Source organism: Pseudarthrobacter siccitolerans (assembly GCF_030823375.1).
Classification (GTDB): Bacteria; Actinomycetota; Actinomycetes; order Actinomycetales; family Micrococcaceae; genus Arthrobacter; species Arthrobacter siccitolerans_A.
The window spans coordinates 640,397-652,356 of record NZ_JAUSXB010000001.1; the positions used below are offsets into that span (position 1 = coordinate 640,397).

The 11,960-nt window shown below is 64.0% G+C and carries 12 protein-coding genes; 3 read left to right on the top strand and 9 right to left on the bottom strand.

What is annotated here, in order from left to right:
- Positions 1-89: 89 nt before the first annotated feature.
- The 6 genes from pdxS to QFZ36_RS03090 all read right to left on the bottom strand — a co-directional run bounded on the left by pdxS (position 90) and on the right by QFZ36_RS03090 (position 8,330).
- On the bottom strand, positions 90-1,016 hold the full coding sequence (pdxS, locus tag QFZ36_RS03065) for a pyridoxal 5'-phosphate synthase lyase subunit PdxS (protein ID WP_306633834.1): 927 nt from the start codon (positions 1,014-1,016) through the stop codon (positions 90-92).
- 145 nt (positions 1,017-1,161) lie between these two features.
- Positions 1,162-1,785, bottom strand: coding sequence for a phosphatidylinositol phosphate synthase (gene pgsA, locus QFZ36_RS03070; RefSeq protein WP_306633836.1), 624 nt, complete (start codon positions 1,783-1,785; stop codon positions 1,162-1,164).
- Positions 1,775-2,362: an HIT family protein gene (locus tag QFZ36_RS03075; protein ID WP_306633838.1), complete on the bottom strand. Its 588-nt coding sequence runs from the start codon at positions 2,360-2,362 to the stop codon at positions 1,775-1,777. Before QFZ36_RS03075 ends, pgsA begins: the two co-directional genes overlap by 11 nt.
- A gap of 18 nt (positions 2,363-2,380) precedes the next feature.
- Entirely contained in the window at positions 2,381-4,390 is a 2,010-nt protein-coding gene (gene thrS / locus QFZ36_RS03080; RefSeq protein ID WP_306633840.1) for a threonine--tRNA ligase, read from the bottom strand.
- 116 nt (positions 4,391-4,506) lie between these two features.
- Positions 4,507-7,995 carry a DNA polymerase III subunit alpha gene (locus QFZ36_RS03085; RefSeq protein ID WP_306633842.1) on the bottom strand — a complete coding sequence of 1,163 codons (3,489 nt, stop codon included), beginning with the start codon at positions 7,993-7,995 and terminating at the stop codon, positions 4,507-4,509.
- Positions 7,992-8,330 (bottom strand): DUF6504 family protein, encoded by a 339-nt coding sequence (locus QFZ36_RS03090; RefSeq protein WP_306633844.1) that lies wholly within the window; start codon positions 8,328-8,330, stop codon positions 7,992-7,994. Before QFZ36_RS03090 ends, QFZ36_RS03085 begins: the two co-directional genes overlap by 4 nt.
- A gap of 209 nt (positions 8,331-8,539) precedes the next feature.
- On the opposite strand from QFZ36_RS03090, the gene QFZ36_RS03095 reads away from it, so the two are divergent.
- Positions 8,540-8,929, top strand: a complete 390-nt coding sequence (locus QFZ36_RS03095; protein WP_306633845.1) for a hypothetical protein — start codon at positions 8,540-8,542, stop codon at positions 8,927-8,929.
- 17 nt (positions 8,930-8,946) lie between these two features.
- Here the strand turns inward: QFZ36_RS03095 and QFZ36_RS03100 are convergent, their stop codons facing one another.
- Entirely contained in the window at positions 8,947-9,267 is a 321-nt protein-coding gene (locus QFZ36_RS03100; protein ID WP_142037219.1) for a chorismate mutase, read from the bottom strand.
- A 19-nt stretch (positions 9,268-9,286) separates the two neighbouring features.
- Here QFZ36_RS03100 and QFZ36_RS03105 point away from each other — a divergent pair, with 19 nt between their 5' ends.
- Positions 9,287-9,709, top strand: coding sequence for a VOC family protein (locus QFZ36_RS03105; RefSeq protein WP_306633847.1), 423 nt, complete (start codon positions 9,287-9,289; stop codon positions 9,707-9,709).
- Between the two features lie 26 nt (positions 9,710-9,735).
- Here QFZ36_RS03105 and QFZ36_RS03110 read toward each other — a convergent pair whose 3' ends face one another.
- A complete protein-coding gene (locus QFZ36_RS03110; protein ID WP_306633848.1) occupies positions 9,736-10,497 on the bottom strand; it encodes an SOS response-associated peptidase in 762 nt (253 codons plus the stop codon).
- 119 nt (positions 10,498-10,616) lie between these two features.
- Here QFZ36_RS03110 and QFZ36_RS03115 point away from each other — a divergent pair, with 119 nt between their 5' ends.
- Positions 10,617-10,874 (top strand): mycoredoxin, encoded by a 258-nt coding sequence (locus QFZ36_RS03115; RefSeq protein ID WP_050054887.1) that lies wholly within the window; start codon positions 10,617-10,619, stop codon positions 10,872-10,874.
- 93 nt (positions 10,875-10,967) lie between these two features.
- Here QFZ36_RS03115 and QFZ36_RS03120 read toward each other — a convergent pair whose 3' ends face one another.
- Entirely contained in the window at positions 10,968-11,714 is a 747-nt protein-coding gene (locus QFZ36_RS03120) for a lipoate--protein ligase family protein (RefSeq protein ID WP_306639065.1), read from the bottom strand.
- Between the last annotated feature and the right edge of the window lie 246 nt (positions 11,715-11,960).

Genomic DNA, 11,960 nt, shown 5'->3' on the forward strand with positions numbered 1-11,960 from the left:
CGTGCCGCAAGCAGCTACTTAGCCGCAAACAATGCACGGGGAATAGCGCGCCGAGGATGACGCCGTCCGGCGCACCCAGGCGATGAGAGCTACCAGCCGCGCTCGGCCAGGCGGTGCGGCTGGGGGATCTCGTCGACGTTGATGCCAACCATGGCTTCGCCCAGCCCGCGGGAGGCCTTGGCGATGACGTCGGGGTCATCGAAGAAGGTGGTGGCCTTCACGACGGCGGCGGCGCGCTGGGCGGGGTTGCCGGACTTGAAGATGCCGGAGCCGACGAAGACGCCGTCAGCGCCGAGCTGCATCATCATGGCGGCGTCGGCCGGGGTGGCAATGCCGCCGGCGGTGAACAGCACCACGGGAAGCTTGCCGGCAGCGGCGACTTCCTTGACCAGTTCGTACGGGGCCTGCAGTTCCTTGGCGGCGACGTACAGCTCGTCCTGGGGCAGGGCAGCGAGCTTGGCGATCTCGGAGCGGATCTGGCGCATGTGGCCGGTGGCGTTCGAGACGTCGCCGGTGCCGGCCTCGCCCTTGGAACGGATCATCGCAGCGCCCTCGTTGATGCGGCGCAGCGCCTCACCGAGGTTGGTGGCACCGCAGACGAACGGAACCTTGAAGTTCCACTTGTCGATGTGGTTGACGTAGTCGGCCGGGGTGAGGACCTCGGACTCGTCAATGTAGTCCACGCCCAGTGACTGCAGGATCTGGGCCTCGACGAAGTGGCCGATGCGGGCCTTGGCCATCACGGGAATGGACACGGCGTCGATGATCTGGTCGATCATGTCCGGATCGGACATCCGGGACACGCCGCCCTGGGCGCGGATATCGGCCGGAACTCGTTCCAGCGCCATCACAGCGACAGCACCGGCGTCTTCGGCGATGCGGGCCTGTTCGACGTTGACGACGTCCATGATGACGCCGCCCTTGAGCATCTCAGCCATGCCCCGCTTCACGCGGCTGCTGCCCGTGACGCTGTTCGCGGACGAACCGGCCTCGTTGCTTACATCAGGTGTAGACACAAAAACCCCTATGGGTAGATAGATGACCTTCGCCGGGCGTGCAGGGCGGCACGGAGATGCCACGTTTACACACACCGGGTTGCCGGATCCATTGACCGGGCAGTCCTAATACTAGTCTCACCGCGGCCGGGCGGCTTAATTCGTGTTAATCAGCCGGCGAGGGTTCCGCAAGCGCCTGGCGGCGTACGGAAATTACGCGCTGAACCACTGTGATGAAGCTGGCGAGGGCGAGCAGCGCGAGTGTCACCAGCAACACCACGCCGGGAAGCCCCAGGCCGGTAAATCCGGTGACCACGAGGACCGAGACCAGGCGTTCGGCCCGTTCGGCGATGCCCACGTTGGCGGTGAAGCCTAGTGATTCAGCTTTGGCCCTGGCGTAGGAAACCACCATGCCCAGGACGAGGCAGACGGTGGCTGCCATGGCGATGGGGACGTTGGCCCCGCCGGTGAAGAACCAGACGGCGAGTCCGGCGAACAGGGCGCCGTCGGCGATCCGGTCCAGGGTGGAGTCGAGGAAGTTGCCCCACCGGCCGCCCACCGCCTGCATCCTGGCCATGATGCCATCGAGGACATCGGAGAAGATGAAGGCGGTGATGAACAGTGTTCCCCACCAGAGCTGACCGAGGGGGTAGAAGACGAGGGCTCCCACCACCACCCCGGCCGTGCCGATGATGGTGACGGCGTCGGGTGAAACGCCCATGCGGAGAAGCCAACGGGCAACCGGGGTGAACAGTGCGGTGAAGAACCCGCGCGCGTGCTTATTCAGCATCCGTCTCCCCGGGCCAGGCGTCGGCGACCTGCTGGCGGACCTCGTCAAGGGTCTGCGTGATCGCCTTGGTCTGGGCGATGATCGGGAAGAAGTTCCCGTCGCCGCCCCACCGGGGAACGATGTGCTGGTGCAGGTGTGCGGCGATGCCGGCCCCGCCCACCACCCCCTGGTTCATGCCCAGGTTGAAACCGCCCGGATTGGACACTTTCCGCAGGACCCGCATGGCGGTCTGGGTGAGCTCGGCGAACTCCGCCGTCTCCTCCACCGTCAGGTCGGTGTAGTCCGGGATGTGGCGGTAGGGGCAGACCAAAAGATGCCCGGGGTTGTACGGAAAGAGGTTCAGCACCACGTAGCAGGTCCTGCCCCGGTGAACGATGAGTGCGTCCTCGTCAGTACGTGCGGGGCCAACGCAGAAGGGGCAATCGTTTTCGTTCTTGAACTGGTGCTGGCCGCCCTTGATGTAGGCCATCCGGTGCGGAGTCCACAGGCGCTGGAAAGCGTCCGGGACACCGGCGAGGTCAAAGTCGTCGGTGACGCCGGCATCCCCTGGATATCCTGCGCCTGTGTTCTCCTGCACCATAATGTTCCGTATCCGCTAGCTGGTCCGGTTACGGACGGCTTCCGTGATCCGCTTGACTGCCTCTTCAACGGGCACGCCGTTGTCCTGGCTTCCGTCGCGGAAGCGGAATGAGACAGCACCCGCTTCGGCATCGTCACCGCCGGCAATCAGCACAAACGGGATCTTGTCCTTGCTGGCGGTGCGGATCTTCTTGGGGAACCGGTCAGAGGACGTATCCACCTCGGCACGGATGCCTGCGGCCTTAAGCTGGTCGACGACGTCGAACATGTACTCGTTGAATGTCTCCGCCACGGGGATGCCCACCACCTGGACAGGTGCGAGCCACGCCGGGAAGGCTCCCGCGTAGTGCTCGGTGAGCACACCCATGAACCGCTCCACCGATCCGAACAGTGCACGGTGGATCATGACCGGACGCTGGCGGGTGCCATCGGCGGCCTGGAATTCCAGTTCGAAGCGCTCGGGCAGGTTGAAGTCCAGCTGGATGGTGGACATCTGCCACGTGCGGCCCAGCGCGTCCTTCGCCTGGACGGAGATCTTGGGACCGTAGAAGGCTGCTCCACCCGGATCCGGCACGAGTTCCAGCCCGGATTCCTGCGCCACCTCCGCGAGGGTCCTGGTGGCTTCATCCCAGGCGGCGTCGTCACCGACGTATTTTTCCGGGTCCTTAGTGGACAGTTCCAGGTAGAAATCGTTGAGCCCGTAGTCCTTGAGCAGGTCCAGGACGAAGTTCAGGGTCTTGGTAAGTTCGTCCTTCATCTGCTCACGGGTGCAATAGATGTGGGCGTCATCCTGTGTCATGCCGCGCACACGGGTGAGGCCGTGCACCACACCGGACTTCTCGTACCGGTAAACCGACCCGAATTCGAACAGGCGCAGCGGCAGCTCGCGGTATGAGCGCCCGCGGGACCGGAAGATGAGGTTGTGCATGGGGCAGTTCATCGGCTTCAGGTAGTAATCCTGGCCGGGCTTGCGCACGGTGCCGTCCTCGTTGAGCTCGGCATCGACGTGCATGGCCGGGAACATGCCGTCCTTGTACCAGTCAAGGTGGCCGGAGACTTCGTAGAGGTGGCCCTTGGTGATGTGCGGCGTGTAGACGAACTCGTAGCCCGCCTCAACGTGGCGCTGCCTGGAGTAGTCCTCCATCTCCTTGCGGATGATGCCGCCCTTGGGATGGAAAACAGGAAGGCCTGAGCCCAGTTCGTCCGGGAAGGAGAACAGGTCCAGTTCGGAGCCGAGCTTGCGGTGGTCGCGGCGTTCAGCCTCGGCGATGCGTTCCTGGTACGCCTTAAGGGCGTCCCTGGTGGGCCAGGCCGTGCCGTAGATCCGCTGCAGCTGCTGGTTCTTCTGGTTTCCCAGCCAGTAGGCCGAGGAAGAGCGGGTGAGCGCGAAGGCGTTGGAGATCATCTTGGTGTTGGGCAGGTGCGGGCCGCGGCAGAGATCGCACCAGACAGTGGTCCCTTCCTTGCGCTCAACGTTGTCGTAAATGGTGATATCGCCGGCGCCGACCTCAACGCTGACGCCCTCGCCTGCTTCGGCGGCATCGTTTTTCTTGCCCAGGAGTTCAAGCTTGTAGGGCTCGTTCTTCATCGCTTCGCGGGCCTCGTCCTCGGAGACGACGCGGCGGACGAACTTCTGGTTCTGGTTGACGATCTTGAGCATCATCTTTTCGAGGGTTTTGAGGTCCTCGGGAGTGAAGGGCTCGGCCACGTCAAAGTCGAAGTAGAAGCCGTCAGTGATATACGGGCCGATGCCCAGCTTGGCGTCGGGGCGCAGCTGCTGGACAGCCTGGGCCATCACGTGGGCCGTGGAGTGGCGGAGCACGTTCAGCCCGTCCGGTGAATCGATGGTGACACCCTCAACCTCGGCGCCTTCCGGCAGCTGCTGGTCCAGGTCCTTCAGCTCGCCATTGACGCGGGCTACAACAACATCACGGCGCTCAAAGAAGAGTTCCGCACCGGTTGTCCCGGTAGTCACCTTGGTCTCTTCGCCATCGACGAGAAGGGTGATCTGCTGGGCATCTGACACGGGTGTCTCCTATTCAAAGTTAAGGCTTCATAGCTTGTGGCATACGGGGACCACAGCCAGCCACCGTCAATGCTATCGGTTCCGTGAAGGGCCGGCCAAAGCGGCACACGGCAGAGTCAACCGCTAAAACCGGTAATTGCCAGGGTCCTGCTGATCCCGTCCAGGGGATGCGGGACGTCAGCGGGTTGGTCCGCTGGAGTCGGGAAAGGCAAGGTTTCGGTGCGGCTGAGGTCCCAGGCCATGCTGGCGCTGATGCTGATGCCCCGCGGACCCGTCCTCCTGGTGGTGCCCCGGATGAGCAGCAGCCTGGTTCCGAACAGGAGCAGCCCGGCATTTTCCTGGGCTTCGTGAAAGAACACCGAGTCGACGCAGCCGGTGCCATCATCAATGCTGATGAACACCACCCTCCTGCCTCCCCGCATGGGCGGTGTTTGGGTGGCTACCCGCACCCCGGCCACCAGGACCTCGGTCCCGTTGCGCAGGCCCAGGAGCTTGTCCGCCGTAGTCACACCAAGCCTGTCCAGCGTGGGGCGGTGGCTCTCCATCAGGTGGCTGCTGACGTCAACGGCCATCAGGTCCAGCTCAGCCCGGACATTCTCGACGAGGGTAGGCGCGGGCAGCCCAGGTTTGACGTTGCGCAGCTCTACATCGCCCAGGGGAAGGGACAGCTGCCCCTCAAGCACCTCGACGCCCTTCCGTCCGCTGCCTGCATTCTGCAGCCGCTGCAGGTGCTGGACCAGGTCTGCCCGGTTGGCCATTCCGCCCGCCTCGCGGTGGAGGGAATCAAAAGCACCCAGCTGGGCCAGGCGTTTAATGCTGGGCTTGCTCAACCGCGAGCGCGCCCGGAGGTCTGCCAGGGAATCGTACGGCTGGCCGGCAACAATCCTTTTCAGCTCGGTGGCGGACAACCCGTAAATCCCGTTCAGGCTCAGTCGGATTCCGAGCTTCCCGGCATCCGGGCCCTGCCGGATCCGTTCCACCCGGTACTCCCCTTTGCTGAGGTTGATGTCCAGGGGAAGGATGGGAATCCCCAGCCGCCTGGCCTCCGCCACCAGCAGCCGCTTGGGATACATGCCCGGATCGTGCTCCCACAGGCCCGCCAGGAAGGCTTCAGGGTGGTGCGTTTTCAGCCAAGCTGATTGATAGGTGGGCACCGCGAAGGCCGCCCCGTGGGCTTTGCAGAACCCAAAGCTGGCAAAGGACTTCAGGGTTTGCCATACCTTGTCAATGACGTCGGGGGAAAAGTCCTTGGCCTTTGCATGCTTGCGGAAGTACTCTTCCACCTGGAATTCCCCGACCTCGTTGCTGAGGGCCCGCCGGAATTCATCGGCCTTCGCAAGCCCGCAGCCGGTCATCACGTCGAATGTCCTCAGGATTTGCTCGTGGAAAACCGTCACTCCGTGGGTTTCCTGAAGCACCGGCTTCAGGAGCGGGTGGGGGTAGACCTCCGGGGCAAACCCATGGCGGTGCTCCAGGAAGGGCCGCACCATATCCGATTTCATGGGTCCCGGGCGGAACAGCGAAATATCGATGATGAGGTCATTGAACTCCCGGGGCGCCATCTTGCCGATCAGTTCGCGCTGCCCGGGGGATTCAATCTGGAAGCAGCCCAGGGTGTGGGTGCTCCGGATGAGTTCAAAGGTGGGCTCATCGTCCAGGGGAATGGCGTTGAGGTCGATGTGCCCGTTATCAGCAATGAAGTCCGGCCCGGTCCCGTCAGGCCCGGCGCCATGGCCGCCCGCTGCCACTACATCCTTCTTGGAGGGATGGATCCGGATGATCTCCCGGACGGCAAACGCCATGGCGCTTTGCATCCTCACGCCCAGGACATCGAGCTTGAGCATGCCCATGGGATCCATGTCGTGCTTATCGAACTGGCTCATGGGCAGTCCCAGGCCGCTGGGCTGTACAGGGGTGCGGTCCAGCAGGGTGGCGTCACCCAGGATCACGCCGCACGGATGCATGGAAATGTGCCGCGGCAACCGGTCCAGGCGTTCGGTCAGGTCCACCAGCAGGTCCAGTTGCTGGTTGCCGTGGGAATCCCGCTGTTCCACCCTGCCGGCAAATTCCCTCAGCTCGGGCTTCTCCTGCAGTGCTTCACGGAACTTGGAGGCCGAGAACCGCCACAACTGCTTGGCAATGTCCCCCACGTCGCCGTCATCCATCCCCAACGCAAGGCCTGCGTCACGCACTGCACCCCGCGCCCGGTAGCCGTTCTGCATGCTCATGAGCGTGACGCGTTCCTTACCAAAGCGTTCAAAAATCCGGTGGTACACGTTATGCCGCTCGGCGCTTTCGACGTCGATATCGATATCGGGCAACGTGGCCCGGTCCTGGGAAAGGAAACGTTCGAAGATGAGGTCGTGCTGCAGCGGATTTACCTGGCTGACGTCAATGAGGTAGTTGACCAGGCTGGAGGCTCCGGAGCCCCGGGCGGCTGCCCGCACCCCCATCTCCTGGATCATGCGCGAAACCTCCGCCACAGTGAGGAAGTAGGAGGAAAACCCCAGGTTCCGGATGATGCCCAGCTCATGGTCAAGCCGGCGGAGCATTTCCTTTTCGCTGTTCCCGGCGATTCCGGGGAACCTCCTGCCGATCCCCGCCCTGCAGCGCTGCACCAGTTCCACGTGCGGATCCTGGCTGATCCCAATGACCGCAGCTTCCGGGACCACCGGCTGCTTCCACCCCATGTCAGAAACAGGATCAATCCTGCAGACATCGGCGAGCGCCTCTGTTTGTGCCATGAGCCTGTTAAGGTCTTCGGCACCATAGCCTGCTGCGGAGATGATTTCCTTACCCAGCTGCAGCATCTGATGCGAGGATTTCAGCCAGCCCTGGCCGTTGGGTTGCAGCAGTGGTTCCTGGGCCAGTTCCGGAAGGGATTTCAGGGTCCGCGCGGAATCCAGTACGTCTGCGGTTGCGGCGCCGTCCTCCGCGCAGTACCGGACCGCATTGCTGAGGATTGCCGGGACGTTGTGTTCTTCTGCGAGTTTGAGCATCCGGACGGCATGCGCCGTGCTCAGCGGTTTTCCCGGGGCGCTGAGTTGGGAAACGGTCTCGGCTACAACAGTTCCTGCGGGCATGGCGTCCAGCCACTGCTTGAAAAGGGTGCGCGGCCGCAGGTAACGCCGCCCGCCCATGGCACGTCCGACGTCGGAATCCGGCCCGATCAGGACCATCAGCACGGGTTTCAGGGTGCGGGGATCAAGGGTGCGGGAGGCAAGCTCAGCCCTGGTCACGGCTACCGGCACAACTCCACCGGCTTTACCCGAGGTGCGGGCGTGGGCATCGGACACCAGCCGGCACAGCGCGCGGTAGCCGGCCCCGTTGTTGTGGCCGCGGGCCAGCACCACCACACGGCCGGCCAGCTGGGTGCGGTGATCGCCGTCGTCGTCATAGACCGCAAGGTCCACCCCTACGATGGGGTCAATGCCGGCACCCATGCACGCTTTGAGGTGCTTGATGGTGCCATACAGGCCGTCCCGATCCGTGCAGGCAAGCGCGTTTGCGCCGTCAGCAGCAGCGGCCTGAGCCAGTTCCTCAGGCCAGGAAACCCCATAGTGGGCGCTGAAGGCGGTGGAGACGTGGAGGTGCGTGAAGCTCATGCTGTTCTGGGGCGCAGGGCGTCATGGATCCGCAGGAGCCGCCAGCGGCCGCTGCGGATATGGCGGGTGAGGTCAAGGGTGAGCGGCTCTTCCTGTTCCTTGGAACCGCCGGAACCCGCGGCTGAGAGCTGCACCTGGACCCGCCAGATTTCGTGGTCCACCAGCCCTGGGCCGCTTCCCAGCGGTGCGCGGGTTTCTTCGGCCCACCACTGGCGGCGTTCGTACCAGCGGACAGGTTCGGCACACACAGAATAGGAACGACCCGCCCAAACAACAGCCACGGGGTGGCCGTCAGGGGTGCAGGAGACGTCAACGGATTCGCTGAACATACCCAAGGGGCGCCTCCCGGATGCGAAAGTGAAACAGAAACAGTTCGAATATATGTTCGAACAGTACCAGTCTACGCCTCCCGGGAGGTGCCGCATAGGCAAGGGGCAAGTGGACGGGCTTTCGGGAAACGGCATTGCTGCGGAAGCACCTTAGGCTTCAGTTCTGTGACCGCTCAGGGGTGGACGGACCGAACGGCAGGGAGCAGGATTGTGCCATGAGCACCCATGACGCACTCCTCAAGCAGGTCAACATCAAAGCCCAGGACTCCACGCTCGTGGCAACCTTCGATTTGGACGGCAATATCCCCGGTTCCGGTGCCTACGTGGTGGGGCTTGTGGCTGCCAGCCCGGACTATTCGTCGCAGCGGCGCCTGGGCATTGAATTCATGAACGGGAAGCCAATTTCCTTCTTCTCGTTCAACCACGACCAGAGCTGTGAAGAAAACTATGATCTTTCAGGGGTCAGCCACTCAGGCAGCACCATCACCGGAAACTTCCCTATGGCAGCCATTAACGGGCTCGGCGAAGGGCATGTGATGACCGGCTTCAGCGAGGCGGACGGCCGGGAGTTCCAGTCCGGTGTTCCCGTGGAGGAGAACCTGTAACAGCTGGGCCGGGCGGCTCAGCTGTTTTCTTTGTGGACCCGGAGTTCGAGTTCGATGAAACCGGAGATCATGGCCCGGTAAGTGGACTCGACGATGTCCGGGTCAATGTCCTTTTTCTCGGCCGCCGAGCGGACGTGTTCGATGATCCGCTCTACCCGGCCCGGGGCACGGACTTCGGCGTCGTCGCCCTTGAGGGTCCCGGCGATCCGGATCAGGCGCTCGCGGCGGGCGATCAGGGTGACAATCTGGTCATCCACCTCGTCCACGGCGATCCGGACGGCAGCGAGCTGTTCCTTGTCGGCCAAAGCGTCTCTATCGTTCCCTTGAATTGTCGCCATCGTCTGACAGTATCGAACCATGCAGCCCAGAGTCGACTTCATTTCACTAGGCGTCCGCAGTGTTCAGGCGTCCCGCGCGTTCTACGTTGACGGCCTTGGCTGGCCGGTCCACCGGGAAGTTCCGGGGGATGTGGTGTTTATCCAGGTGAACCACGGCCTGGTGCTGTCCCTTTGGGATGTCCGCCAGATGCAGGCCGATGCCGGCGTCAGTGCTCCCGGCCCTGTCCCCTGCATCACGCTCAGCCACAACCTTTCCGGCACCGAGGACGTGGACAGGGTCATGGCGGAGGCCGCCGCGGCCGGCGCCGAAATCATCGCCGAGCCCATCACCCAGCCGTGGGGCGGCTACAGCGGCTACTTCGCGGACCCGGACGGCTTCCGCTGGGAGGTGGCGTACAACCCCACCTGGACAGTGGACGACGCCGGCACGGTCACCGTTTAGGTGCCGTCCCACCGGCGCCTGGACTTCTAGAAGAGGGCCTCCACCGGCCGGATCAGTTCCGGCCCGTTGTTGCGCACGTTCCCCACGTCCTTGCCCACCGAGTCGACGTGCCAGTCCGACGCCACGTCCTTAACCCCGGACCGGACCAGGTCCACCAGGGCGGCCGCGTCGTCGGCCTGCGGGTCCAGCCACGCTTCCATCGTGGATTTGTCCATCGGCAGCGGAACCCGGTCGTGCAGCGCCGTCAGCTTGCCGAACACCGTGTCTTCGCTTCCTGGCGGCGGCGTGTCAGTGGTCAGGATGGACGTGGAAAGCATCCACCCGCCCGGCTCCCCTGCAGGCCAGGCCGGATCCTTCCACCATTCGTAGAGTCCGGCAAAAACCAGGCCGTGGCCTTCCCCCGGGTGCACATAGTAGGGCTGCTTGGACTTCCCTGGCCCCTGCTTCCATTCGTAGTAGCCGTCCGCGGGCACGGCGCACCGGCGTGACTGGACGGCTTTGCGGAAAGCCGGTTTCTCCAGCACGGATTCGCTCCGTGCGTTGATCATCCGCGAACCGATCCCGGGGTCCTTGGCCCAGGACGGAACCAATCCCCAGCGCGCCACGTGGAGCTGGCGCACCTGCTTGGGGGCCTGCCCGTCATCGATCAGCCGCTCCAGGACGATGGGCACGTCGTCCGTTGGCGCAACATTCCAGGACGGCGGGATGTCCACCTCCTCCTCAAGCCCGGCGTCGAACTCGGCCAGGAGGTCCCCCACAGCACGTGCCATTACATAACGTCCACACATGGCTCCAGCATGCCACCGGCCGCAGGAGCTGTCATGTGAAGTGCGCAGGGCCGGGGAATACAGGCCTGCAGGCTACCGTTGAAAGGAAGGAACCCCTGAACGACGCATAGGAGAAACTTATGGACTTCACTCCCGAATCCGGCACCATCACCATGTTTTCCACCACGTGGTGCGGCTACTGCAACCGGCTGAAGAAGCAGCTGGATGCCCAGGGCATCGGCTACAACGAGATCAACATCGAGGAAGTGGAAGGCACCGCCGAACTCGTGGAGCAGCTGAACGGTGGCAACCGCACGGTGCCCACCGTCCTCTTCCCGGACGGCACTGCTGCCACCAACCCGTCCGCTGCCGAGGTCAAGACGCGCCTCGCAGCCTAGGCGGCAAACCAGCCAAAGCGTCGGCCGGCCCTCAGCAGCCGGCCGGGCAGCAAAAACGGGACCAACCCCAGTGTTGGTCCCGTTTTTTATTGCTTATGCCCCCAGGCTGCTGAAGGGTGCAGTCCCGAGGGTGGCGTGGCGGGCGTACGTTGCCAGCAGCGCCTCCTCCACCGCGCCCACGTCCACGCCCGGGACAAGATCGTTCACTGCCCCCGCCGTGGCAGGGTCCCAGTCCAGGCCGAGGGCGGCGTAGGTGTCCGTGAGGACCTTGCGGATGGGCGCGGAGTCCTCCACCACGATGACGGAACTGAACAGCCAGCCGCCGGCCACCACACGCTGGGCGGTGCCCACCAGCTTCACCTGGCGGGAGCTGCCCTGTTCGCTGCCGTGCACACTGAATTCCCCGGGGCAGTACTCGCCGGGGATCTCCCCGACAGCCGCGTGCACTCCAACACCGCGCAGGGCTTCGGCGAACAACTCCCCAAAGTACCCGAACCGGCTTTTTGATCCGGCGATGGCGTCCGCGTCCGGTTCAATATGGTCCACCACCAGGGTTCCCTGGTGGTACGCCGCTGCCCGGCCGCCGGCGCGGCGGACCAGCGGCTCAAAGCCGTTGTCGCGGCAGGCCTGCTCTGCTGCTTCAAAACCCGGCAGCCTGGTGTCCCGCTGGCCGAACGCCACCGTGGGGGCCGGCCGGTACAGGCGAAGCGTGGGGCCCATCCCTCCACTCCTTGCCTTGGCCAGGAGCTCCAGGCCAAATTCGAGATCCCGCCCGGCGCCAAGCGAAACCTCCTGGCGCACCACTGTCACTGTGCGGGTTCCCGGATCGGCGTGATGCATGTTGCTAAGCTCCCCTGTGGTCATCCTGCAGTTCCTTGTTGTCGCGGCCGCATTCGCTTTAATTGATGCCCTTGGCTCAAGCTGACGAATCCGTGTACCGGAGCCATACCTGCGAGTTGCCGGCGGACAGGCCAAACCTAGGTTACGCCGTGGCCTTCCACCTGGGGCGCCGCACCGACCGGGCTTTCCACGCTCGCGGTGGCTCGTCTTCCAGGGACGGGCAGATTCCAGGGACGGGCTGATTCC